Source organism: Aliivibrio sifiae (assembly GCF_002954705.1).
Classification (GTDB): domain Bacteria; phylum Pseudomonadota; class Gammaproteobacteria; order Enterobacterales; family Vibrionaceae; genus Aliivibrio; species Aliivibrio sifiae_A.
In genome coordinates, this window is sequence record NZ_MSCO01000004.1 from 1 (window position 1) to 26300 (window position 26300).

The window sequence follows — 26300 nt, forward strand, 5'->3', positions numbered from 1 at the left end:
GAATTTTAAAAAGCCATCTTAACGGATGGATTTTTTCGATTACATAAGTAAATAGATATTGCTGATATAGCTCAGCCCGGTAGAGCGCACCCTTGGTAAGGGTGAGGTCCCCAGTTCGAGTCTGGGTATCAGCACCATTTACTGACAGATTTTGCTTAGCGACCATAGCGTTATGGACCCACCTGATCCCATGCCGAACTCAGAAGTGAAACGTAATAGCGCCGATGGTAGTGTGGGGTTTCCCCATGTGAGAGTAGGACATCGCTAGGCTCAAATTTTAAAAGGCTTCCCATTGGGGAGCCTTTTTCCGTTTCTAAACCTAAATAAATGTATTTTCTGCTATTTGCCATAAAGCTTGAACTACAGGGTCATTAAGCTTTGATTTTTTACAACATAGCCCTAATTTAAATGGTGCTATAGGTGTAGTATTTAAGCGTTGAATTTTGTCTTTTACAGGGCTGTTATTAATAACCACATCTGGCGCAATTCCAATCCCACAACCTAAAGCCACCATGCTGACAATAGCTTCATGTCCTGAAACTTGAGCGTAAATTGTTGGTTTGATTTTTTGTTCTTTAAACCATTGATTTGCTCTGTTTCTAGCGGTTCCAGATTCAGGAAGAATGAAAGGCAGTGAATTCCAATTTGTATTTTCTTTATTTATATCGCCAATAAATTGATTATTTCCTGTAGGGGCAATTACAGATAGTGGTATTTCACTGATGATTTCAAAAGCTAATTTATTTGAAATCTTCTCTGGAATCGCAGATATAGCAATGTCAGCATCTGAGCTTTCAATTTTTTCTATTGCTTGTGCTGGATCTCCAGTAGATAACTTAATGTCTATATGAGGATAATTAACTTTAAAATCATTTAGTAGTTGAGGGAGGTGACTATAGCTAGCAGTTACGGAGCAAAATAGTTTTAACTGCCCTTTCAAAGCATTATTTACAATATTTGAATGTGTTTTATAACTATTCCATTCTGAGCATATATTCATTGCGACTGGTATTAATTGTTTGGCTGCGCTAGTTAATTCTACACTGCGATTGTCTCTGATAAATAAGGGATGTCCTATGTCCTCTTCAAGTTTCTGAATTTGCCTACTTAATGCTGAAGGACTTAAATGCATAGCTTTAGATGTATAAGTAAAACTATGGCTCTCACAAAGGTGTAGAAATGTTTGTAGTAATTTTATATTCATATCGTTGCTATTTTTGCAATCATGTGTTGCTAATATATCACTTTTTACAATGTTAATCTTTCGTTATTATCTTTGTATACAAAGAATCATCCTAATGGATTAAATGATATTTACGGAGTTTTATCATGGCTAACTACTTTAATACACTGAATTTACGTGAGCAATTGGATCAACTTGGTCGTTGTCGTTTCATGGGCCGAGAAGAATTTGCAACCGAAGCTGATTATCTAAAAGGCAAGAAGGTTGTAATTGTTGGTTGTGGTGCTCAAGGGCTTAATCAGGGCCTTAATATGCGAGATTCAGGTTTAGATGTTGCATATGCACTACGTCAGGCTGCTATTGATGAACAACGTCAATCATTTAAAAATGCAAAAGAAAATGGGTTTGTAGTTGCTAGCTATGAAGAATTAATTCCCCAAGCAGACCTTGTTGTTAACCTAACCCCAGATAAACAACATACGAATGTTGTTGAAACAGTAATGCCATTAATGAAAGAGGGTGCGGCATTAGGTTATTCTCATGGCTTTAATGTTGTTGAAGAAGGCATGCAGATTCGTAAAGACATCACTGTTGTTATGGTTGCTCCTAAGTGTCCAGGTACAGAAGTTCGCGAAGAATATAAGCGTGGCTTTGGTGTTCCGACTTTGATAGCTGTTCATCCTGAAAATGATCCAAAAGGTGAAGGTTGGGATATTGCAAAAGCATGGGCTGCTGGTACTGGCGGACATCGTGCTGGTTGCCTTGAGTCTTCTTTTGTTGCTGAAGTTAAATCTGACTTAATGGGTGAACAAACAATTTTATGCGGCATGTTACAAGCTGGTTCAATTGTTTCTTATGAAAAAATGATTGCTGATGGCATTAAACCTGGTTATGCCGGTAAGCTATTACAATTTGGTTGGGAAACTATCACTGAAGCACTTAAATTTGGTGGTGTTACTCACATGATGGATCGTTTGTCTAATCCAGCTAAAGTTAAAGCTTTTGAACTTTCAGAAGAGCTTAAAGATTTAATGCGCCCTCTATACAATAAACATATGGATGACATCATCCAAGGTGAGTTTTCTCGTACAATGATGGCGGATTGGGCAAATGATGATGTTAACCTTCTAGGTTGGCGTGAAGAAACAGGGCAAACAGCTTTTGAAAACTACCCTGAGTCTGATGTTGAAATCTCAGAACAAGAATATTTTGATAATGGTATTTTGTTAGTGGCAATGGTTCGTGCTGGTGTAGAGCTGGCGTTTGAAGCAATGACGTCATCGGGTATCGTTGATGAGTCTGCATACTATGAATCACTGCATGAGCTTCCATTAATTGCAAATACAGTAGCTCGCAAGCGCTTATATGAAATGAATGTCGTAATTTCAGATACTGCTGAGTATGGCAACTACCTATTTGCTAATGTAGCAACACCGTTGCTTCGTGAGAAGTTTATGCCATCTGTTGAGACTAATGTAATTGGTCGAGGTTTAGGTGAAACATCAAATCAAGTTGATAATGCAACGCTAATCGCTGTTAACGAAGCCATTCGTAATCACCCAGTAGAGTATATTGGTGAGGAGTTGCGTAGCTATATGAGTGATATGAAGCGAATTGCCGTAGGCGGTTAATTCTAATTGAATTAATATCTGAATTAAAAAGGCTTGGTTTAATGACCAAGCCTTTTTTGTATCTTTTGGATAACGTAATGATTTATCCTAGTCGTATATAAATACGATTTTATTTTTCTGACAATTTTTCTTCTATTTCAGTAAGTTTTTGTTCCATCGCTGTTAGTTTCTGACGGGTACGTAGGAGAACTTGTGTTTGAACATCAAATTCCTCTCTACTCACCACATCAAGTTTATTCAATTGCCCCTGAATTACTTGACGTACTTTTTGCTCTACATCACTACCTAACTCTTTGACTGGTTGTGGCATTGAATCATGAATCTGTTTTGCTACCTGCTCTAACTTTTTTGGATCAAACATCATTTATTCCTTGGTCGATACTTTTCTTTATTTTAAATAAAGCACAGCTCATTGTCGCTATTCAAATATAAAAAAGGCTACCGAAGTAGCCTTTAAAATTTTACTTACCTTATTCTTGAATTTCTTTGCCTTCTTCAAAAACAGGTAGTGGTTTATGTTCACTTGCTAAGTAGCTGTAAATTACAGGAAGTACAAATAGAGTAAACAGGGTACCAATTGCTAGTCCCGCAACGATAACAATACCAATACTAAAGCGTTGTGCTGCACCTGCACCAGTTGCGTACATTAACGGAATTAAACCGGCAATCATTGCAGCTGTTGTCATTAGGATCGGGCGAAGACGAACTTTTGCAGCTTCGGTTACCGCTTCCATACGAGTTTTTAGATTGTGTAATTGTTCTTCTTTGGCCACTTCACAAATAAGAATACCGTGTTTTGTAATTAGACCAACCAAGGTGATTAGGCCTACTTGTGAGTAGATATTCATTGTTGCGGCACCCCAAGCAAGTGCAATTAATGCTCCACAGATTGCTAATGGAACAGAAACCATAATTACTAATGGGTCTCTAATTGATTCAAATTGAATCGCAAGAACTAAGAAGATGATCGCTAACGCTAAACCAAAGGTTGCATATAATGCGCTACCTTCTGTTACATATTGGCGAGCTTCGCCCATGTAATCATGATTGTAACCACTTGGTAGTGTCGTGTTTGCTATATCTTCAAACCAAGAAATCGCATCACCCATAGCCACTCCTGGAGATGGTACAGCTCCAACGGTAGCAGAGTTTAACTGATTGAAGTGAGGTAAAGAACGAGGTTCAGCAATTACATCAATAGAGACTAAGCTACCTAATGGAACGGCTTCACCACTGAGAGAGCGAACATAATAACTGTTCATTGATTCAGGGTTTAAGCGGTATTTACGCTCTACCTGAGGGATTACCTCATAAGATCGTCCATTTAGATCGATACGGTTAACGTAGCCATCAGCCATCATTGTACTTAACGTAATACCAATATCTTGCATGGTTACGCCATAAGCTCCTGCTTTGTCTTTATCGATATTGATTTTCATTGTTGCTGAATCAAAGTTTAAATCGATATCAGAATAAACAAATAAAGGACTACCTTTAACATCAGTTAATACTTCGGTTGCTATTTGGAATAGGCTCTCAAAGCTATTTGGTGTTGTAATTACAAATTGAATTGGTAAACCAGAACCAGCTCCTGGCAGTTCAGGCATTTGGAAGGCAGTTACAGCCATACCTGGAACATCTTGTACTAATTTGCCTACACGACCAGTTACATCAGCTTGACTTGCTTCTCGTTGGCTCCAAGGAACCATTGATGCAATACCAAATGCTTGATTTGAGTTAGGTACCCCAGTAAATACTTGAGCAAAGGCAATTTCAGGTTGGTCTGAAAGAATTGCGTTAACATCATTCATTGTATTTTGTAGATAATCTAAGTTAGCGTTAGATGTACCAGTACCCATCAGCATTACAACTCCTTTATCTTCAGAAGGAGCGAGCTCACTTGGAATGAACTTGAATAGCAATGGTAGACTGGCAAAAACGATAACAGCGAATGCTATGATTACTGGACGGTGTTGCATTACCGAACCGAGGATGCGCTCATATTTGCTTGTCATGCCATCAAGGAAGTGATGAACTGTGCTTTCAAACTTACTTGGTATTTCATTTGCTTTAAGCATCTTAGAACACATCATTGGAGATAGTGTTAGTGCGACGATCCCTGAAACAAATACTGAGCCAGCAAGGGTTAAGGCAAACTCTTTAAATAGAGAACCAGTAATACCGCCCATCATAGCGATAGGAGCATATACGGCACCCAGTGTTAAAGTCATTGCAATTACAGGTATCGCAATTTCACGCGTACCAATAATCGCAGCCCTAAATGGAGTCTCTCCAAGTTTGACGTGCCTATCTACGTTTTCAAGTACAACGATAGCATCATCTACTACCAAACCAATGGCGAGAACCATGGCAAGAAGTGTCATCAAGTTCCATGAGAACCCCATAGCTTGCATTACCATTGCAACACCAACAAGAGATAATGGGATCGTTACAATAGGGATGATTACTGCTCGGAATGAACCTAAGAACAATGTGATAACGATAAGTACGATAACAGCCGCTTCAACAATGGTCTTAATTACTTCATGGATTGATTCGTTAATCGCAATCGTAGAGTCGTACATGATGTTCATTTTGATGTTTTTAGGAAGGTTTTTCTCTAGTTGAGGTAACAGTTCCAAAACATCTGCAGCAATGTTAATCGGGTTAGCGCTTGGTGCAGCATTGATTGCAGCAACAACAGCTTCTTTACCGTTAGCACTTGCTCGGTATACATCATGACTTTTTTCTAGGGATACTTTCGCAATATCACTTAGACGAACAACTTCACCATCTTCACTTTTAATAACTAAACGTTCAAGTTCTTCTACATTAGAGACTTGTGTGTTTGCGCTACCATTATAAAGAACGAACTCACCGGTTGCTTGACCTGCTGCTGATTGGAAGTTATTGGCATTTAATACACCCATAACATCAGTTGCTGTCATATTTATTGCAGCCATACGAGCAGGGTCTAACCAAATACGTAACGCATATTTCATACCACCATAAAGGTCGATTTTTGAAACACCATTCACAGTAAATAGTTGAGGATTAACCACTCGCTCTAGGTAATCGGTAATTTGACTTGATACAAGCTCATCACTTGTAAAACCAATATAAAGTACAGCAGTTGTAGAGCCTGTCGACATAGTAACTGTTGGATCTTCGGCTTCTTTTGGAAGCTGAGATCGAACAGAGTTAGTCTTAGCTAACACATCAGACAATGCGGCGTTGGGGTCTGTATTTAATTTCATCGTTACCGTAATAGTCGATTGACCCATTACAGATTGTGACGTCATGAAATCTATATTATCAGCCTGAGCCACCGCTTGTTCTAAGGGTTGAGTGATGAAACCTTGGATAAGGTCAGCACTCGCACCGTAGTAGCTTGTTGTTACCGTTACAACGGTATTCGTCATTTCAGGGTATTCACGAACCTGCATTTTGAAAATAGCTTGGATACCAAGCAAAGCAATCAAAAAGCTGATTGATACCGCTAAAACTGGACGTTTAATAAAAACATCAGTAAAGCGCATAGTTCCTCCGGTTACAGCATTGGTGTTTCAGCAGGTGGTGTTGTTGCATCGCTTTCAACGATACGTACTTTCGCGTCATTACTTAAACGAACTTGGCCAGATGTAACAACAACATCGCCAGGTTTAACACCGTCAAGAATGTGTGCGATAGCTTCTGAACGCTCACCAACTTTTACTACATGCTGTTGAACACGCTTATCACCGTCTTTTTCAGTAACGATGTAAACATTGTCACCATAGAGAGTGTAGGTAATTGCTGTTTGCGGGATAACAACTTGGTTCTCTAATGTAGGTAAGATGATATCTGCTTGAGCAAACATACCACTACGTAGTTTTCCACCATTATTAGGGATATCAGCTTGAACTTGAATTAGACCACTTTGAATATTTACCGCTGGCTCAATCGCGCTAATTGATCCTTTAAATACATCATTAGGGTATGAGTCAACCGTAATATCAATATCTTGGCCAATGTTGATACGAGAAATATCCGTTTGAGGAACAGTGAAACGTAAACGCATGATGCTAGTGTCTTCTAAACGAACGATATCAGTACTTGGTTGTAAGTATTGACCAAGATACACGTTACGAATACCAACTACACCAGAGAAAGGTGCTTTAATCTCACGACGCTCAATTGATGCTTTCATACCTTCAATATCAGCAGCAAGAGAGAAATAATTCGCTTCAGCTTCATCGTATGATTCTTTAGAAATAGACCCTTTTTTGTACAAGCCTTTATAACGCTTATATTTTGCTTCAGCTGCAGGTAAGCGAGCTTGAGTACTTTTTAAATTGGCTTTTTCTACTTTAGAGTCAAGAGAAAGCAGTAATTGCCCTTCTTTTACTTGGCTGCCAGAATCAAAGGAAATCTTATCGATTACGCCATTAACTTCAGTGGTAAGAGTTACACCTTGGTTTGGCTCAATGAAACCAATCGCTTCGATAGTTGGAGTCCAAAGAGACGAAGTAACCGTTTCAACCGTAACAGGAAATTCAGGTTCAGGTCTGTTTGCCATGTACTCAGCAATTTTTTGTTGTTTAAACATGTTAAAACCAATAACGCTACCAAAAAGAAGTAGCGCAAGAAGTAACATAAAGAAAGTCCACTTTTTCATTCTGATTAGAACTCCAAATTAGTGTTTAATAATGGCATCCCAACTGGCTTCAATTGCCGCGTCAAGATCATCGTTTGTTAAAGTAAAAAAACCTTGAGCATGTTTTCGAGCTAAACAAACACTCGCTTCTAAACTAAGGCCAGTTAATATTTCTACGCTAAGAGGCTTAAAGACACCTTGCTCAAGTCCATCAATAAAGAGTTGATTAACTTGGGCAAACATTTTTTCCTCTAGTTCCTTTAGTTTGACTAAATCAAAGCAAGGAAGTGAATCGTATTGATTGCGGTTCAAAAATGTATTTCTTTCTGAAATAGCAAAATGCCAAATATTTAACCACATAGTACGAAAACGGACTTTAATTGGATCTGAATCTAGTACGTTTTCTTGAATAGCAAAGGCTACTCGTTGCATTATATTTAGCTTTATTTCTTGGATTAATGCTTCTTTATCATCAAAGTAGCGATAGATAGTACCTGCGGCAACACCCGCTTGGTTTGCTACTTTTTGCATGGATAAACCGCTAAACCCATCGGTGGCTAACAACTGTTCAGCTGACTCAATGATGAGTTGGCGTTTTTCCTTCATAAATAGATCCTTATGAAATGAATGAACGTTCATTCATTATTCTAGGACACGACGAATAAAATGTAATCTATTTTTGTGTCAAGAAACGTAAAGGTCACATTTTTTGATTGATTGTTTACATGGTATTCCAAAGTAGACCGCTTTATTATAGACCCAAATAATTCATTATCGATTTAATAGGTGATTCATGAGACTTAATCCACAGCAGGATGAGGCAGTTAAATTTGTCTCAGGGCCATGTTTAGTATTGGCTGGTGCAGGGTCAGGTAAAACCCGTGTAATCACAAATAAAATAGCTTACCTCGTCCAGACGTGTGGTTATAAAGCGAGAAATATTGCAGCGGTAACATTTACCAATAAAGCGGCACGAGAAATGAGAGAGCGTGTCGGGCAAACGCTAAACAAGCAAGAGTCCCGAGGGTTAATGGTTTCTACTTTTCACTCATTAGGCTTAGATATTATTCGACGTGAATATAAAGTACTTGGCTTGAAAGCTGGTTTTTCTTTATTTGATGATCAAGACCAGCTGGCTTTATTAAAAGAGTTAACAGAAAAGCAGATTGATGGTGATAAAGATTTACTGCGTCAGTTATTAAGCAGTATATCTAATTGGAAAAATGACATGCTGACACCTGCGCAAGTTAAAGGCTTCGCTCGTTCAGAGCAAGACCAATTATTTGCCTTTTGTTATGAGATGTATCTAACACAAATGAAAGCCTATAACGCGCTTGATTTTGATGATCTTATTTCATTACCTGTATTACTGCTTCGAACTAATCAAGAGGTTCGTGAGCGTTGGCAAATGAAGATCCGCTATTTACTTGTGGATGAGTACCAAGATACCAATACCAGTCAGTATGAATTGGTGAAACTATTAGTCGGAGAAAGAGGCCGCTTAACAGTCGTAGGGGATGATGATCAATCAATCTACTCATGGCGTGGTGCAAAACCTCAAAATTTGGTGCTATTAAACGAAGACTATCCAAATTTACGAGTGATTAAATTGGAGCAAAATTACCGCTCGACCAGCCGAATTCTACGAGCAGCTAATATATTGATTGCTAATAATCCCCATGTATTTGAAAAGCGTCTTTTTTCAGAGATCCCTGATGGTGAGCAAATAAAAGTACTTACTGCAAAAGATGACGAACATGAGGCCGAACGAGTGGTGGGTGAAATCATTGCTCATCGATTTTTAAATAGAACAGACTATAAAGATTATGCCGTATTATACCGTGGTAATCACCAATCACGTTTGATAGAAAAATCGTTAATGCAAAACCGAGTGCCTTATAAAATATCAGGTGGGACTTCCTTTTTCTCGCGAGCTGAAATCAAAGACATCATGGCGTATTTACGCTTGCTAACAAACCCTGATGATGACAATGCATTTTTACGAGTGGTAAATACGCCTCGCCGTGAAATTGGCCCTGTGACGTTAGAAAAATTAGGTACTTACGCCAATATGCGCGGAAAGAGTTTGTTTGAAGCCAGTTTTGAAATGGGATTAGAGCAAACTCTTACAGGGAGAGGATTAGAATCACTACGTCGTTTCAGTCATTGGATTGTTTCTATTTCTGAAAATGCAGAACGGGGTAATACAGTAGAAGCGGTGCGTTCGTTAGTAAAAGACATTCATTATGAAGACTGGTTGTATGAAACATCAACCAGTGCAAAAGCCGCTGAAATGAGAATGAAAAACGTCTCAGATCTCTATTCATGGATTGTTGCTGATTTAGAAGGTGATAATTACGATAATGAAGAGAAGACATTAAAAGAGGTGGTACAGCGCCTTACACTTCGGGACATGATGGAGCGAGGTGAAGACGAAGATGGTGCCGATCAAGTTCAGCTAATGACCTTACATGCATCAAAAGGTTTGGAGTTTCCGTATGTCTTTTTAATTGGTGCTGAAGAGGGTATTTTACCTCATCAAGTTAGTATGGATGAAGACAACGTAGACGAGGAGCGTCGTTTAGCTTATGTAGGAATAACACGAGCTCAAAAAGAACTGACTTTTACATTATGCAAAGAACGTCGACAATATGGTGAATTAATTCGTCCGGAACCAAGTCGTTTTCTAGAAGAGTTACCACATGACGATTTAGATTGGGAGATGAAAAAACCAAAGCCAACTCAAGAAGAGAGAATGGAAAGAGGGAAGAGTAATATTGCTAACCTTAGGGCCATGCTTAAAAAGTAATAGAAAGAAAAATGCCCACAGCTATTTAGTTGTGGGTATTTTTGATTAACTTATTTGTTTGGATTAAGTCAGTCTTAATTTACTAACCCTTTAACTAGGTAATTAATTGCATCGACAACTTCGTCATCAGTACAATTCATACAAGTACCACGAGCAGGCATCGCATTAAAGCCATTAAGAGCGTGCTCTTTTAATACGTCCATGCCTTTTGCTATACGTGGGGCCCAATCTGCTGCATTTTGAGTTTTTGGTGCACCAGCAGCTCCAGTTGAGTGGCAAGCAGTACAAAATGTTTTGTATACTTGCTCCCCTGAGCGAGGTCCTGTCGGCTCTTCAACCACAGGAACGTCACTTGCTAGGTAAACTTGACCTACAGGCTTAATTCGTTCAGCTATTGCATCATCAGAGTTACCCGCTGCAAAAGAGGTAGTTGAAAAAGTTAATGCAGCAACCGTTGCAATAATGATGTTACGAATAGATTTTTCCATAAAGCTCACTTTCCACTCCCAGTTATTATTATTGGCTTCAGCCCATTTTATTGTATTTACCCAGTTGAAAAGCGAACTTAATAAAATAGCCGCGTTAACTTTGTGTAAACATTGAGTGAGTATATCTGCTTAAATTGTTGCAATAAACCACTAGAGCTAAAGAAAATGAGGATAAATAGGTAGAAATTGTTGAAAAAGAGACCAAACGATAAAAAAAGTAAAAAAAACACTAGACGCAGGTCACGCAGATCCGTATTATTCCTCTCCGCCGATAGGGTATACGCCCGTAGCTCAGTTGGATAGAGCGTTGGCCTCCGGAGCCAAAGGTCGAAGGTTCGAATCCTTTCGGGCGTGCCATCCGGAATATAAATTAAAGGCGAAAAAAAGTAGTGGTGGCTATAGCTCAGTTGGTAGAGCCCTGGATTGTGATTCCGGTGGTCGCGAGTTCGAATCTCGTTAGCCACCCCATTATTTTGGTAACCAAGTTTTATGTAGTGAATAAGGTTTCCAGTTTTGATTCAAGAAACACCCCAAGAATCGAAACGAAATTTGTCGGTGAATAGCGCAGCTTGGTAGCGCATCTGGTTTGGGACCAGAGGGTCGGGGGTTCGAATCCCTCTTCACCGACCACTATTTCAATAATCGCAATAGCGGTTATATAAAAAATTAGTGGTGGCTATAGCTCAGTTGGTAGAGCCCTGGATTGTGATTCCGGTGGTCGCGAGTTCGAATCTCGTTAGCCACCCCATTAATTTTGGTAACTGTAAAAGCAGTTTCCCTTTTGATTCATTTATACCCCAAGAATCAAATAAAAGCTCGGTGAATAGCGCAGCTTGGTAGCGCATCTGGTTTGGGACCAGAGGGTCGGGGGTTCGAATCCCTCTTCACCGACCACATTTGAAAGCCTCGTCAGAAATGACGAGGCTTTTTTCATTTCTGCTTTATATTATTCTTATCTTCATCACAAAATCGCTATTTTACATTACGTTCTATGCCTCATTTCTTTCTTTTTTCTTTGAGTTCCAACTGCTTCTATTTATCTTTATTTTGATAGCTTGCACTGATTATTTATAGTTAAATCAATATAAAACACTGACTTTTACTTCTAATTCCAATTAAAAAGTTGTTTTAAATGTTAAATTTATTTTTGTCTATTTATCTAAAGTGAGATGGGTTTTAGATAAATCACTATCTTAGTAGTTTATTTTTAACTGTATGTTTTATTTGGTTGTTATTGCTATTTAAAATAGTTCTTCATATTAGGCTAGGTTACGTAAAGTGAATTTTTATTCAATATATTGGCATGTATTAGTTTTATACTCTTTGATTGTTGCTTTTTTGTGAACAATTGACTACATTGGTGTCCTAGTCAAGTTACAGTACTTATTGCTGTTTCGAATGGAATCAATGTGCAGACAGGGCAGGATGCTGCCGAGTAGTCGGAGTCTGATAATGTCACTTTTAGAAGTTAAAAATTTACGTATCGAATATCCATCTCGTCATGGGGTTCATGCCGCGGTTAAGTCGCTGTCGTTTTCAATAGAACGCGGTGAGATTGTTGGTGTTGTTGGAGAGTCTGGTGCAGGTAAGTCAACTGTCGGTAATGCTGTAATTGATTTATTAAGCCCTCCAGGTGTTATTGCTGGAGGTGAGGTATTTCTTGATGGCGAAAAAATATCAGGTCTAACAACAGAAGATATGCGTAAAGTTAGAGGTTCTAAAATTGGTTTTATTTTCCAAGACCCAATGACCTCGTTAAACCCTTTATTTACGGTTGAGCAACAGTTAACCGAAACCATTCATGCCAATTTAAAAATGTCATCTGGAGAAGCTTATGCGAGAGCATTATCTTTGATGGAGCAAGTTGGTATTCCGCAACCTGAAAATCGCTTAAAACAATATCCACACCAATTTTCAGGTGGCATGCGTCAACGTGTTGTTATTGCAATAGCATTAGCCGGTGAACCGGACCTTATTATTGCCGATGAACCGACTACAGCCCTAGATGTTTCGATTCAAGATCAAATCTTAAGTCTTATCCGAGATCTTTGTGTTAAGAAAAACGTAGGTTGTATGCTTGTTACTCATGATATGGGGGTTGTATCAAATGTAACGGATAAAGTCGCGGTAATGTACCGTGGTGATTTGGTTGAGTTTGGTAAGACAGAGAAAGTATTAGGTAATCCTGATCACTCATACACTCGTAGTTTGATTTCTGCGGTTCCTCGCTCTGATGTTAAGTTAGAACGTTTCCCGTTAGTGAGCTATATCGAAGAAGCTGTTCAACACGACCCTATTGATGTAAAGAATCATTGGTTAGGTCAAAGCCAAGATCAGCGTGAATACGTAGGGCCGTTATTAAAGGTAGAAAATGTAAATTTACGATTTATAACGAAAGACTCATTTTTCGAAAGTCGCCGTGAATACGTTCAAGCCTCTAATAATGTTAGCTTTGAAATTCATGAAGGGGAAACATTCGGCCTTGTTGGTGAGTCTGGTTCAGGTAAATCTACCATTGCCCGTATTATCTCTGGTTTATATCCGCCTAATTCCGGTTCTGTTATTTTTGAAGGCATTGACCTTACAGCGTTGAAATCAGAAAAAGAGCGCCGTCCTATGCGCCGTCAAATGCAAATGGTGTTCCAAAACCCTTATACGTCGATGAATCCTCGTATGAAAATTTTCGATATCATTGCAGAACCGATCCGTTTTCATAAGCTAACGCGTTCAGAATCAGAAACGCAACAGATCGTTAATGATCTTTTGGATCATGTTGGTTTGGGAAGAATGGCTGCATTGAAGTATCCACATGAATTTTCTGGTGGTCAACGCCAACGTATTTCTATTGCTAGAGCATTAGCAACGCGCCCACGTCTACTTATTTGTGATGAACCTACATCTGCTTTGGATGTATCAGTTCAAGCTCAAATCCTCAACCTATTAAAAGATTTACAAGATGAGTTAAACCTAACCATGTTGTTTATCAGTCATGATTTACCTGTTATTCGCCAAATGTGTGATCGTGTCGGTGTAATGCAAATGGGAACACTTTTAGAAGTGGCTCCAACGGAAAATCTTTATACCAACCCACAGCACGAATATAGCAAGCAATTGATTTCGCTTATGCCTGAGTTTAAAGGGTTAAGAGATGATCTAGCAGCGGTTTAAACCGTCTAATAATAAGTATAAATACAACAAATTAGGGATAAATTCCCGCATAAGGAGTTATGCAATGAAAACCATGAAGACAAAATTAGCTATCGCACTTATGGCTGCTGGCCTAAGTTTTAGTGCGGCAGCTGCTGACATTACTGTTGCTTACGATGCCGATCCAGTATCACTTGATCCACATGAGCAATTGTCTGGCGGTACACTACAACTTTCTCATATGGTGTTTGATCCCCTAGTGCGTTATACGCAGTCATTTGATTTTGAACCACGTCTTGCTGAAAAGTGGGAACGTATTGATGAAAAAACATTCCGTTTTAATTTACGTAAAGGCGTTAAGTTTCATTCAGGTAATGAGATGATGGCTGACGATGTTGTTTGGACGTTTGATCGTCTAAAAGACTCTCCTGATTTTAAAGCGATTTTCGAACCTTATGAAAAGCTAGTTAAAATTGATGATTACACGGTTGAACTTGTTTCTAAAGGCGCTTATCCGTTAGTTCTGCAGACAGCAACATACCTTTTCCCAATGGACAGCAAGTTCTATTCTGGTAAAACAGAAAATGGTAAAGATAAGTCTGAAATTGTAAAACACGGTAATTCATTCGCTTCAACACACATTTCTGGTACGGGTCCATTTGTTGTTAAATCTCGTGAGCAAGGCGTAAAAGTTGTTTTTGATCGTTTTGATGGTTACTGGGATAAAAACTCTCCAGGTAATGTAGACGAATTAACTCTTGTTCCAATTAAAGAAAATGCAACGCGTGTTGCAGCTCTTTTTTCTGGTGATGTTGATGTCATAGCTCCTGTGGCCCCAAATGATCACAAGCGAGTAAAAAATACCAAAGGTATTGATTTAGTTACGCTACCAGGAACTCGTTTGATTTCCTTTCAAATGAACCAAACAAGTAATGAAGCACTAAAAGATGTACGTGTTCGTCAGGCAATCGTTCATGCAATTAATAACGAGGGCATCGTTAAGAAAATCATGAAAGGTTTTGCTACTGCAGCTGGCCAACAAGGACCTTCAGGTTATTCTGGTTATGATGCTGACTTAGTTCCACGTTATGATCTTAAGAAAGCAAAAGAGCTAATGAAAGAAGCGGGTTACGAGAATGGCTTTAAACTTAGCATGATGGCGCCAAATAACCGTTACGTAAATGATGCAAAAATTGCTCAAGCTGCTGCGGCAATGCTGTCTAAAATTGGCATTAAAGTTGATTTAAAAACTTTACCAAAAGCGCAATATTGGCCTGAGTTTGATTTATGTTCAGCGGACATGATGATGATTGGTTGGCATTCGGATACAGAAGATTCAGCGAATTTCTCTGAGTTCCTAACAATGACGCGTAATGAAGAAACTGGTAAAGGTCAGTACAACTGTGGTCATTATTCAAACCCTGAAGTTGACCGTTTAGTCGAAGCGGCAAATGTAGAAACTGATCCAGCTAAGCGTAGCCAAATGCTAAAAACAGTAGAAGATACACTGTATAACGATGCTGCGTTTGTTCCACTACATTGGCAAAACCTTGCATGGGGTGCGAAATCTAACATTGATATCAAACCAATCGTAAATGCAATGGAATACCCATACTTTGGCGACCTAGTTGTTAAATAGTCATTAAACAAAAATAAGTAGGTTGCTTTGAATGAATCAAGGCAGCCTTTATTTTATACCCACAGCAATAACAACAATGTGTTAGGCATGAAAATAATCATGTCATTCTTAGGATAGATTAAGGGGACAAGGAATGTTTACGTTTCTGGTCAAGCGCCTGTTTCAGGCACTGATAGTGATGTTTGTGATCAGTCTGGTTGCGTTTTCCATTCAAGATAACTTGGGTGACCCGTTACGTGAATTGGTTGGACAATCAGTTTCAGAAGCAGAGCGTCAAGCTCTGAGAGATGATCTTGGGTTAAATGACCCATTCATTACAAAGTATACTCGTTTTATTACTAATGCGGTTCAAGGTGATTTGGGCACGTCTTATTTCTTCAAAAAACCAGCAGTTGAGGTCATCCTTGATAAGCTCGTTGCAACCCTTGAGTTAGTACTGGGTTCTGCGGTTATCATTATATTTCTCTCAATCCCTCTGGGCGTATATTCGGCGATTCATCCAAAAAGTTTTTTTACTAAAGCCATTATGGCGTTCAGTAGCATTGGTATATCGATCCCTGTCTTCTTAACCGCAATAATGCTGATGTATGTTTTTTCAATTGAATTGAATTGGCTTCCGTCTTATGGACGTGGAGATACCTATAATTTACTTGGTTGGGAATCAGGTTTTTTTACTATTGATGGTTTAGCTCACTTAGTATTACCTTGTATTTCATTAGCTTCCATTATGTTACCCCTATTTATTCGTTTGGTGCGTTCAGAAATGCTTGAAGTATTGAGTTCTGAGTACATTAAGTTTTCAAAAGCTAAAGGTGTCGCAACGAATAAAATTTATTATCAGCACGCATTAAAAAATACCATGTTGCCTGTCTTGACGGTTGGTGGTGTTCAAATTGGTACTATGGTGGCATATACAATTTTAACTGAAACTGTTTTTCAGTGGCCGGGAACAGGCTCTTTATTCTTAGAGGCGATTAACCGTGTAGATACTCCTTTGATTACCGCTTACGTTATCTTTGTCGGGTTGATCTTCGTCGTAACGAATACGATTGTTGATTTATTATATGGACTAATTAACCCAACCGTAGATATTACAGGTAAAGGAGCGTAATCATGAACACTACAACTAACCACGTTCCAACTCGTTGGGAGCGATTTAAATCTTCAGATTTTTTGTATTATTTTTTACGCGACAAAGTGGCAATGTTTAGTTTTGCTGTCTTTTTGGTCTTTGTTCTGGGGGCATTACTTTCACCAGTTATTGCTCCAAGTAATCCATATGATCTTAGTTCAATTGATATTATGGATTCAGAGTTACCTCCTTCTGGGATGGAAGAGGGAGATGAACGCTTTCTTTTAGGCACTGATGACCAAGGTCGTGATGTATTGTCGACCATTCTTTATGGCTCGCGTTTATCATTAACGATTGGCTTCTTAGCTGTAGCAGTACAACTGACATTAGGTATTATTATTGGCTTATCTGCAGGTTATTTCGGTGGTCGAATAGATAGCTTTTTAATGCGATTTGCTGATGTGCAGTTGTCTTTTTCAACCATGATGGTTGCAATCATTGTTTCTGCTATCTTTAAAGCCAGTTTTGGAACAGAGTTTTTTAGTCAATATGCCGTCGTAATGTTGGTGGTTATTATCGGTATTGCTGAATGGCCACAATACGCACGTACAATCCGTGCGTCAGTATTGGCTGAGAAGAAGAAAGAATACGTAGAAGCAGCGAAAGTGATGGGCTTTCGTTCTCCGAGAATCATGTTCCGTCATATTCTGCCTAACTGCTTATCTCCAATTTTAGTTATATCTACAGTACAAATTGCCAATGCGATTATGTCTGAAGCTGCGTTGTCTTTCTTAGGTTTAGGTTTACCGGTAGACCAACCCTCATTAGGTTCATTAATCAGTATTGGATTTAATTATATTTTCTCTGGTTCATGGTGGATTACCGCTTTCCCTGGATTAGTTTTGGTTACTTTAGTCTTGGTAATTAATTTACTTGGTGATTGGTTAAGAGATGTATTTAATCCTAAAATCTATAAAGGTTAATCATAGCTAACTAATAAAAAGCGATGATTTAGTCATCGCTTTTTTTTCATTTGTAAAACATAAACAATGTCTTACAGATAAGGAAATTTCGCTTGTTTTATTGTTTTTCTGGCTTATTTACCGCTTTTACTGGTAATAATTTGCTCAGTTGTTAGGATCATAAGGTGTGTTTAAATATTTTAAAGCGAGTATTTGAATTAAACCAAAACAGAGAGCTAAGGCTCGAAGTGAGGAATAATGAGTAGAAATAAGGACAAGTACAGTATAGATAATACAGATTATACTGTTGGACAGGATAACGTTCAAAAATGGGGATTGGATATTCATAACTCCGTCTTCGGTATTAGTGCTGGCTTGATTGCACTCTTCTTAATAGCAGTTGCAGTGACGGATCCTGAAACTGCAAAAACAGTGCTAAATGGTTTGAAATTACAGATTATCAATGCATTTGATGGTTTGTTTATGTGGTCAGCGAATATCTTTGTTATTTTCTGTTTAGCATTGATTGTCTCACCATTTGGTAAAATTCGTCTTGGTGGTGATAAAGCAAAACCTGATTACTCGATGGTCTCTTGGATCGCGATGTTATTTGCTGCTGGCATGGGTATTGGTCTTATGTTTTGGGGTGTATCAGAACCGGTTGCTTACTTTACTGGTTGGTTTGAAACACCACTAGGCGTTGAAGCGTATACACCGGAAGCAAAACAATTAGCACTTGGTGCAACCATGTTCCATTGGGGTATTCATCCATGGGCTATTTATGGTGTTGTTGCCTTGTCATTAGCTTTCTTTTCTTACAATAAAGGCTTACCACTTTCTATGCGCTCAATCTTCTATCCAATTTTAGGAGATCGCACATGGGGATGGCCCGGTCATATTGTTGATATTCTTGCTGTTCTAGCAACGTTATTTGGTCTTGCTACCTCTTTAGGTCTTGGTGCTCAACAAGCAGCAAGTGGCTTCCAACATGTGTTTGGAATTGAAGGTGGATTAGGTTTACAAGTCGCGATTATTTTCATTGTTACCTTGCTTGCTGTTGTTTCAGTAATGCGTGGTATTGATGGTGGTGTAAAAGTCATCAGTAACATTAATATGATTATTGCGATTGTATTAGTTGTTTTTGTTGCTTTGGTTTCATTTTCTGTCTCGATGGGGACGATTCCAACGACAGTTATGGGCTACATTGAAAATATTATTCCATTAAGTAATCCACACGGTCGTGGTGATCAAGCGTGGATGCACGGTTGGACTGTTACTTATTGGGCGTGGTGGATTTCATGGTCTCCATTTGTAGGTATGTTTATTGCTCGAGTATCTCGTGGTCGTACTGTTCGTGAGTTCTTGATTGCAGTATTAGTTGTACCAACTGTATTTACCGTGCTTTGGATGTCTACGTTTGGTGGTGTTGCGATTGATCAGGTGATCAATCATGTAGGTACCTTAGGCTCTGAAGGGTTAACGGATGTCTCTCTAGCTATGTTCCAAATGTTTGATGCTCTACCTATGGGGAATATTCTTTCTCTGATCGCGGTTGTGCTAGTGTTGGTATTCTTTATCACCTCATCAGATTCGGGTTCATTAGTTATCGATAGCATTACTGCTGGTGGTAAAGTTGATGCGCCTGTACCACAACGAGTGTTCTGGGCATTTATGGAAGGGGCAATTGCAGTTGCTCTGCTATGGGTTGGTGGTACTCAAGCAATTGAGGCTCTTCAAGCTGGGGCTATTTCAACAGCCTTACCATTCACCATTATATTGCTTGTCATGTGTGTGAGTTTACTTATGGGTATGAGAACTGAGAAACATAACCGTTCTTAATTTTTTAGTGAACAAACAATAAAAAGCCGATGAGAGATAATCTTCATCGGCTTTTTTGTTTTTAGGTTGAACGGTTTTTATTATTGCCATAACTTACGAATAGGGTCATTCTCCGAGAAGTGATGACGCACTTGAGCCTGAAATAATTCAGCTGTCGCAATCGCATCAGTTAATGCGTGATGAGGAGGGTAAGCCGGTAGGCCATAACGTAATCGGCTATTTGCCAAACGGATTGATTCAGGACGCTTTCCTTTAAGCCAATTAATTAGGCCTTTAGATTGACCTTGTTGATAATCCCCCTCGATTTGCATTGTATCGACCACTGGAAAAACAATACCCTCACCAATCAAGCTTCGTAAATTAGCATCAAAAAAATCACGTTCTATTTTTCGGTAATGAACCACTACGACTTTTCCTGCTAACGCATCGAGCACCTTCTCTAAGATACGACGTAAATCAGGAGCGCCTTGTAAGTCAGAGTGAGTAATTCCGTGAATGACAACAGAATTTTCCTCTAAGCTGTCTTGAGCTTTAACAAACCAATGTTGAGATTCTCGACAACGAATACGCTGTAAAGTAAATGGCACTAAACCAATACTAATAATGCTGTTTTGATTTGCATCTAATCCTGTTGTTTCAAAATCTAAAGCAACAAATTCAATATCTTTGAGTGGTGTTTCTTCTTCATACGTTCCGGTTTGGTAAAAATTTTTAAGCCGTTTATCTTTACTCATTTCAAACTTATGCGTAAAGAAAGCAGGCCAGTTGAGAATTTCTTGTTGAGTGTTCGATATCATCATTCACTCCTAAAATTTGTTAGCGCTATAACGGAACTTAAGGAAGTTTTGCGCATTACTCAGTACTTGGAACGCATCTTTTAGATTTCGACGTTCAAAGTCAGACATGTTCTCTGGCTCTATATTGTTATCAGGTTCTATCCCCGCTTCGACATCTAATGCCTGATGGCGTAGACGAACCAATGAAATTAATTCCATTGCATGGTGAAGATCACTGCCTTTTGATTTAGGTAAAATACCAGCTTCAATAATATCGTCTAAACGTTCAAATGAGTTTTGTGCTTGAGAGCCAATCGCTAATGCATGAACTCGGATTAAATCAGCAAGAGGTGCTGTACCACGGCGTTTTAAATTTATTGAATTATTATGGCGGCCATCTTTCTCCATCACAAAATCCTTAAAGAAACCCAGTGGTGGTGTTCGGCGTAAACCATTTCGAGCAAGGCAAGCAAGGAAACGGTTATTTTTCTTTGCTCGACGGACAATAAATCCATTGAGTTGTTCTGCCCATTTGGTTCGGCCATAAACGCCATTTAAGTCAAAGAAAATAGAACTATTTAATAGTGCTTGTGGATCTGGGTTATCAATCCAATCGGCAAAACATTCTTCCCATTCTGATTGCGTTTTACGCCATTCAGGATTCGTTGCCATTATGTCGCCAGTGCAGTAGGTATATCCACACGCAGCTAAACCATCACAAACAAAAGTAGATAATGCTTTAAAGTATTCACCATGCTCTTGTTCGTTATAATCATTATCTAAAATAATCGCGTTGTCTTGGTCTGTAACAATTAACTGCTCATCACGAGCCATAGAACCAAGCGCTAAGAAGCAATAAGGGACTGGAGGTGCACCTAGTTCTTCCTCGGCCAACTCTAATAAACGTTGTTTAAAGCTTCGACCAATCTCAGACATCGCGCTACCAACCATGTGAGAATTAGCGTCTTCATTTACCATTCGAATAAAGCAATCTTTCAATTGGCTAGATAAAATAACCAAGTCTTCGATAGTTTGTTGTTGGAAAATACTGCTTACGAACAACAGGCTATTTTGAGATTCGTAACGTACGATGTCAGACACCTCTAGAACACCGATTGGTTGCTTATTTCTCAATACTGGTAAGTGATGTACGTTGTATCGAAGCATCATGAGCATGGCTTCAAATACATAGGCATTATGGTCGAGTGAAATCAGCTCTGTAGACATGACTTCAGATACGGGGGTTTCAAAATCTAACCCACAGGCAAGCACTTTAGTACATAAATCACGGTCAGTAATAATACCGACAAAATCATTGTCTTCTTCTTCTGTATCGATTTCAGGATCGGTGATTAATACCGCAGATACGTTTTCTTCTGCCATGGTTTTAGCGGCGGATTGAATTGTTTCGTATTTGGTAATCATGACCGCTTCACGAGTCAGTAATGTTTTTACTTTGGACGTGGTTAGATCGTTAGCGTCATCATGATTGTTTTCAACCGCTTGCTTTAAGCGAGTGGCATCTTCTACTTCAACAAAATCTGAGAACTCATCATAGCGTTCACAGAAATCATCAAATACCGATTCAGGGATGCAATATAATAAAGAATCGTTCAGAGCCTTGGCTGGGAAACGAACCTTATTATTCATTAATAGGCCCATTTGCCCGAAAATACTGCCTTCATCAAGTCGGTTATAAAGCTCGCCATTACGACGATAGACTTCAATTATTCCGCTGCGAACCATATAAAGGTCTTTGATCTCATCACCAAACCCAATCACCATACTTTCTGTACGGTAATAAGATATTTCTACGCTTTGAGCCGCTTCTTTTATTGCCTCTTCAGGTAATAAGTTAAAGGGCGGGTATTGTGATAAAAAGTGTTGGATCTCTAACAGTTCAACTTCCATGCGTCACTCAACATAAATTAAAGGAGAATAGACTATAATTTTAGTTTATCGCTTTATGGATAGCTATGTTAATTCAATTAAATTGAGTGAGACGAAGGCATTGGAAATAGGATCTCGGATCTGAAACAGAACTTTTGCTATGCTGATAATATTGTAAGTTTGTTTGGAGAAGTCTAGTGGCTAAATTAATAAAAAGAACAGCAATATCATTAGGTGTTCTCGGTAGTTTCGTAGCAGTCGCAAGTGTATCTGCGAACGAAAAGGCGACAGAGTCAGAAACTCTAAATAAAGGTGTTTTATCTGCGGTTTGCTTTTCTAAAGGAGACAATAAAAAAGAAGAGCATATTTTGTCTGAACTTTGCCCGATAGGGGAAGGACTATGGGGAAGTCTACCTACAAAAGAGAAAGTTGATAATAGTGAGTACTGGATCCAATGTGGCCTGTTTAAAAAAGAGTTAACTAAAGACGCTATTGAACAAATTAATCGCGCGGTAGATATGCCAATTAATATGAAAAAAGAAGGAGAGCTTAACCGTTGTTTAGTTGGTCCGTATATTGATTATTTTATAGCGAATAAAGAATTGAAAGCTTTACAAAATCAGCGGTTATTTAAACATGCAGGACTGCGTGAAGTCGATTTATCAGATGTTAATAAAGAAGCACTGATGCCTGAAAAGGTAATAGAACCAGATCCGATAACTATTCGTAAAGAAGTGATTATTAACCAAGTTCATTTTGCAGTGCCGTTTATTGATAATGGAAATGAAGGCTTCTATATGGAAAATAAAATGCCTTGGTTAAGAGTAACAGCACAAAATGCTCACACAGTTTGCCAAAAAATAGAGATGGATTTATTGACGAAAGAGCAATGGCAAATACTAGTTGATTCAACGATAATGACAAAAGATAAATGGCCAATGCAATTACCTTATTGGGGCGCGGATAATATCGGTCTCTTTAAAGGGGGTACAGCCAGAAAATTAAAAAACACATCGATGCTGAATGTGGTGTGTACTAAGAAGATAGAGGATAAAGTCGTTGGAAATTCAATTTAAAGGTCGTTGGGACAGTAAATCTCTGGCTGAGAACTTACAAGAAGCATTAGAAACATTAGAAGAAGAGTTTGGCGTTAAGGCGTTATCAGATATTTCATTAAATATCTGTCTGGAAGATGAGCACAAAGAAGAGCTCGCACTGCTAAGTCCAACAGGTCGAGCATTAGATTTAATCGTGATTAATAACCCTAAAGATGTGAATGACGGTGAAAAAGCGCCAGTATTGGAGTTTAAGCCGCGACCGTAATCTCTTTTCTATAAAAATCCCAGTTATGCTGGGATTTTTTATACTACCAATCTTTTTTTCTATTAAACCAACACTCTTTCGCTACGTATTGAAATTCTTCATACGATAAACAATCAAGAATGGTATCCACTGCTTTTCCATTCATGAAGGTCACGAATAAATCATAAAGGCTCATCGCTTCTTCATAATCATCTTTATTTATCGCAAAAAGAAAAATGACATGCGCTATTTTCCCATTTCCCCAATCAACACCATGAGGTGAGATAATGGTGTATACCTTGGTCTCATTGGCTAATAACCCCAGAGAGTGAGGGATAGCGATACCCTCCCCTAAAATAGTCGATGTAATATTTTCACGTTCGATCACTGAATTATAAAATCCAGTTGGGGTGATATTGTCTTGAGTTAAGTGGCTCGAGAAGGTTTTTAATAACTCTGCTTGTGTGGTTGGTTTTTCGAGCACAGAAAAATAACGATGATCAAAAAACTTATCCAACATATAGGGATGAGAGCGATTCATCAGTATCAATTTATTTACTTGTTCTATCTGAAAACTGGTTGGTATTGGTGATACTGCGATAGTCGGTTTATTTTTTTGTGATACTTTTTCTGTAGAGATAACAAAGTCAGCATCTATTTTTGTTAACGCTTCATATTCTCTGACAGAGCCTATTTTTTGGATATCTAATTGCGGTAAAGATCTAAGTAATTGAGATTCAAGCAGACGCATAATAGAAGTACCAGAATCACACACCAATAAAGCTCTAGGAGGTTGCTGTTCTTCTAAGGCAAAATTTCGTTCTAATCCAACCCCAATATGCATGACTAGATAACCTACCTCTCCATCAGGAATTAAATGTTTCCCCCAATGAGAAATAGCGGCTACGGTCATATCGTAAGCGAGTGGATAGTAGCGTTTGATATGATCTACTAATGGATTTGGAATGGTGATTTGGTATTTTACACGCAATATCATCGTCGTGATATGACACAATAAATCACGCTTCAGTAATTCGTCGTTACGTAAATCGTAATTATAATGCTTGTTAACGTAATCCAATAAAAAATTCGTTAATTCTAACTGTTCTGTATGCTTTTCTGTGTCGATCACTGTGACCCATGTAACTCGACGAGCTGCAATTTGAATACTTAAATAATCTATCTCTGATTGAGGTAAAGGAGCTCCAAGTAAGATTTCAATCGTTTTACTGAGGTCTAACGCGGCACTTTGTGCTTCATTGCTGAGTTGTGGTTGATGAACATGATGAATAATGGCATTTAATTTAAGTCGATGTAAGGTAACACCGCAATATACTAATAAATGATGAAGTCCTTCATCAGTTAATTTTATGTGATTCTGATTAATTAAATGAAGTAAGTCTTCGCGTAAAGAAGGAAGGTTTATTTCAGGAAAAAAATGCTCACATACATCAACAAATGTGCGATCACTGGGTTTGAACTGAAACAAGACATGAGCGATGCATCCTCGAATAGCTTGTTCTTCACCAAACAACTTCAACCCATGGTGGGCTTTACTGACAATTTCTAAATTATACTGCTCTAATATTTCACGAATTTCGCTCATGTCTGCCTGTAAAGAGGTTCGGCTAACAAACCACTGATTGGCTAAGTCATCTAATTTGCATTCTTCCTCTTGAGAAAGAAGACGCATAATTAAATACACCACGCGATCTTTTGCATTTCGTGGTGAGGTTTTCATCTTTTTTGTTTGTTTTTCAATATCAGAAAATCGTGTTTCATCGTAAATATCGAAGTAATAGCCTTTTCCGCGTTGATGCTGAATTTGAGCACCATAAGAGGCTAAAATATCATTTAAGGCAGAGATATCTGTACGAATGGTTCGAGTTGAAATATCACAGCGCTGTGCAAGCTCTTGTTGAGGAAGAGCTTCGTATCTAAGAGCTTCAAAGATGATGTTAAGGCGTGGATAAGGCAATTGAATCATAAGAAAACCGATAAAGTTAATTGATGTTTATTAACAATAATATCAACCAGTTTTAAGTAACTAGATATCAATATTTATTGAATGTGTGATTGCTATCTTGAGTTATTTTTTTTCGACTAAAAATAAGTATATTTTTAGAAAATAAAAAAGCCAGAAACCTGGGGGCAGGGTTCCGGCTTTGGAGGAGCAAACTTAGTTAAGCAATTTTTTTGTCATCTCAAGTAGAGTTGTTACGTCTTCTGGGCGGGTGTTTCCTGTCGCTTTATCAATAATCGAGCTATAGATGTGAGGGATGATTTTACTCACGCCTGCATCTAATGCGATTTGCATGATTTCTTCGTAGTTTTCAAGATCAATACCGCCAGTTGGTTCTAACCAAAAATCTTGTTCTGCACAAGCTTTAGCAACGTACGCAAATTCTTCGCGACTTTCTAGGCCACCCATTGGGAAGTATTTTACAGAGCTTCCGCCCATGTCTTTTAGCATCGCAATCGCGGTTTCAACAGGAACAATCGCATCTTCAGCTCGAGAGCTTAGTGGGCCCGTTGAGATTTTCACCATACCAACAGTACCTGTTGGTGAAATTAAACCATTAACGATACTTTTATCTTGCCCAACTAGTGCTCTGCTTGTGGCTACACCCGTAAATACTTGGTTGATGTGTTGTGGCTGTACATGCTGAGAGATAAGAGAAACCATCATTGATTGATTTGGATCGCCAGCGCCCAAGCCAACAGAAACGGCATTGTTTGTTACTTCGCTGTATTTTTTCATGTCACTAACGGCAGTATCAACATCTGGGTAGTTTTTAGATAAAACACCAACCAAAACATGGCCTTCTGCGGCGTCATAAATTTCACCTGCATTATCAACAGAGCCTGCTAATACGTTTAGGCATACACGATTTTTGTAGAAGTTAGCTTTTAAAGTCATGGAGTG

The 26300-nt window shown here is 38.7% G+C and carries 19 protein-coding genes, 6 tRNA genes and 1 rRNA gene; 16 read left to right on the top strand and 10 right to left on the bottom strand.

Translation table 11 applies throughout. The features are described from left to right. Positions 1–60 precede the first annotated feature (60 nt). Both BTO22_RS19310 and rrf read left to right on the top strand, forming a co-directional pair. A tRNA-Thr gene (locus BTO22_RS19310) sits at positions 61–137 on the top strand. 17 nt (positions 138–154) lie between these two features. Beyond that, positions 155–270 (top strand): 5S ribosomal RNA (rrf, locus tag BTO22_RS19315). A 49-nt stretch (positions 271–319) separates the two neighbouring features. Here rrf and ilvY read toward each other — a convergent pair. Continuing rightward, positions 320–1204: an HTH-type transcriptional activator IlvY gene (gene ilvY / locus BTO22_RS19320; protein ID WP_105056899.1), complete on the bottom strand. Its 885-nt coding sequence runs from the start codon at positions 1202–1204 to the stop codon at positions 320–322. A 125-nt stretch (positions 1205–1329) separates the two neighbouring features. Here ilvY and ilvC point away from each other — a divergent pair, with 125 nt between their 5' ends. Further along, positions 1330–2814 carry a ketol-acid reductoisomerase gene (gene ilvC, locus BTO22_RS19325; protein WP_105056900.1) on the top strand — a complete coding sequence of 495 codons (1485 nt, stop codon included), beginning with the start codon at positions 1330–1332 and terminating at the stop codon, positions 2812–2814. Positions 2815–2923: 109 nt separating this feature from the next. Here ilvC and ubiK read toward each other — a convergent pair whose 3' ends face one another. The 4 genes from ubiK to BTO22_RS19345 form a co-directional block, all read right to left on the bottom strand. Next, positions 2924–3175, bottom strand: a complete 252-nt coding sequence (gene ubiK / locus BTO22_RS19330) for a ubiquinone biosynthesis accessory factor UbiK (RefSeq protein ID WP_105056901.1) — start codon at positions 3173–3175, stop codon at positions 2924–2926. 109 nt (positions 3176–3284) lie between these two features. Further along, a complete protein-coding gene (locus BTO22_RS19335) occupies positions 3285–6353 on the bottom strand; it encodes a multidrug efflux RND transporter permease subunit (protein ID WP_105056902.1) in 3069 nt (1022 codons plus the stop codon). An 11-nt stretch (positions 6354–6364) separates the two neighbouring features. Next, on the bottom strand, positions 6365–7471 hold the full coding sequence (locus BTO22_RS19340) for an efflux RND transporter periplasmic adaptor subunit (protein ID WP_061005532.1): 1107 nt from the start codon (positions 7469–7471) through the stop codon (positions 6365–6367). 18 nt (positions 7472–7489) lie between these two features. Continuing rightward, positions 7490–8056 carry a TetR/AcrR family transcriptional regulator gene (locus tag BTO22_RS19345; protein ID WP_081091628.1) on the bottom strand — a complete coding sequence of 189 codons (567 nt, stop codon included), beginning with the start codon at positions 8054–8056 and terminating at the stop codon, positions 7490–7492. 187 nt (positions 8057–8243) lie between these two features. Here BTO22_RS19345 and rep point away from each other — a divergent pair, with 187 nt between their 5' ends. Continuing rightward, positions 8244–10259 carry a DNA helicase Rep gene (gene rep / locus BTO22_RS19350; protein ID WP_105056903.1) on the top strand — a complete coding sequence of 672 codons (2016 nt, stop codon included), beginning with the start codon at positions 8244–8246 and terminating at the stop codon, positions 10257–10259. Between the two features lie 74 nt (positions 10260–10333). Here the strand turns inward: rep and BTO22_RS19355 are convergent, their stop codons facing one another. Beyond that, complete coding sequence (locus tag BTO22_RS19355) at positions 10334–10747, bottom strand: c-type cytochrome (protein ID WP_105056904.1); 414 nt, start codon at positions 10745–10747, stop codon at positions 10334–10336. Positions 10748–11027: 280 nt separating this feature from the next. Between BTO22_RS19355 and BTO22_RS19360 the strand changes: the two genes are divergently transcribed. The 10 genes from BTO22_RS19360 (at position 11028) to BTO22_RS19405 (ending at position 19406) form a co-directional block, all read left to right on the top strand. Continuing rightward, positions 11028–11104: transfer RNA gene (locus tag BTO22_RS19360), tRNA-Arg, on the top strand. A 35-nt stretch (positions 11105–11139) separates the two neighbouring features. Continuing rightward, a tRNA-His gene (locus BTO22_RS19365) sits at positions 11140–11215 on the top strand. 85 nt (positions 11216–11300) lie between these two features. After that, positions 11301–11377 (top strand) — tRNA-Pro (locus tag BTO22_RS19370). A gap of 42 nt (positions 11378–11419) precedes the next feature. Then, positions 11420–11495, top strand: a tRNA-His gene (locus tag BTO22_RS19375). A 69-nt stretch (positions 11496–11564) separates the two neighbouring features. Then, a tRNA-Pro gene (locus BTO22_RS19380) sits at positions 11565–11641 on the top strand. 558 nt (positions 11642–12199) lie between these two features. Then, complete coding sequence (locus BTO22_RS19385; RefSeq protein WP_105056905.1) at positions 12200–13915, top strand: dipeptide ABC transporter ATP-binding protein; 1716 nt, start codon at positions 12200–12202, stop codon at positions 13913–13915. 64 nt (positions 13916–13979) lie between these two features. Then, complete coding sequence (locus BTO22_RS19390) at positions 13980–15533, top strand: ABC transporter substrate-binding protein (protein WP_105056906.1); 1554 nt, start codon at positions 13980–13982, stop codon at positions 15531–15533. Positions 15534–15666: 133 nt separating this feature from the next. Then, on the top strand, positions 15667–16644 hold the full coding sequence (locus tag BTO22_RS19395) for an ABC transporter permease (RefSeq protein WP_105056907.1): 978 nt from the start codon (positions 15667–15669) through the stop codon (positions 16642–16644). A gap of 2 nt (positions 16645–16646) precedes the next feature. Further along, positions 16647–17588: an ABC transporter permease gene (locus BTO22_RS19400; RefSeq protein WP_105056908.1), complete on the top strand. Its 942-nt coding sequence runs from the start codon at positions 16647–16649 to the stop codon at positions 17586–17588. Between the two features lie 237 nt (positions 17589–17825). Continuing rightward, positions 17826–19406, top strand: a complete 1581-nt coding sequence (locus tag BTO22_RS19405; protein WP_061013937.1) for a BCCT family transporter — start codon at positions 17826–17828, stop codon at positions 19404–19406. An 80-nt stretch (positions 19407–19486) separates the two neighbouring features. Here the strand turns inward: BTO22_RS19405 and BTO22_RS19410 are convergent, their stop codons facing one another. Both BTO22_RS19410 and BTO22_RS19415 read right to left on the bottom strand, forming a co-directional pair. After that, positions 19487–20203: a 3'-5' exonuclease gene (locus BTO22_RS19410; protein WP_105056909.1), complete on the bottom strand. Its 717-nt coding sequence runs from the start codon at positions 20201–20203 to the stop codon at positions 19487–19489. A 9-nt stretch (positions 20204–20212) separates the two neighbouring features. Next, positions 20213–22093: a DUF294 nucleotidyltransferase-like domain-containing protein gene (locus BTO22_RS19415; protein ID WP_105056910.1), complete on the bottom strand. Its 1881-nt coding sequence runs from the start codon at positions 22091–22093 to the stop codon at positions 20213–20215. A 176-nt stretch (positions 22094–22269) separates the two neighbouring features. Between BTO22_RS19415 and BTO22_RS19420 the strand changes: the two genes are divergently transcribed. Continuing rightward, the gene (locus BTO22_RS19420; RefSeq protein WP_105056911.1) at positions 22270–23148 is read left to right on the top strand and encodes a hypothetical protein; all 879 of its coding nucleotides are present in this window, start codon (positions 22270–22272) and stop codon (positions 23146–23148) included. Further along, positions 23132–23395: a hypothetical protein gene (locus BTO22_RS19425; RefSeq protein WP_181044705.1), complete on the top strand. Its 264-nt coding sequence runs from the start codon at positions 23132–23134 to the stop codon at positions 23393–23395. The genes BTO22_RS19420 and BTO22_RS19425 overlap by 17 nt, the downstream gene beginning before the upstream one ends. Positions 23396–23438: 43 nt before the next feature. Here the strand turns inward: BTO22_RS19425 and BTO22_RS19430 are convergent, their stop codons facing one another. Both BTO22_RS19430 and dagF read right to left on the bottom strand, forming a co-directional pair. Next, positions 23439–25361, bottom strand: coding sequence for a BglG family transcription antiterminator (locus BTO22_RS19430; protein WP_105056913.1), 1923 nt, complete (start codon positions 25359–25361; stop codon positions 23439–23441). Between the two features lie 192 nt (positions 25362–25553). Beyond that, positions 25554–26294, bottom strand: a complete 741-nt coding sequence (gene dagF, locus BTO22_RS19435; protein WP_060994046.1) for a 2-dehydro-3-deoxy-phosphogluconate aldolase — start codon at positions 26292–26294, stop codon at positions 25554–25556. Positions 26295–26300: the final 6 nt, after the last annotated feature.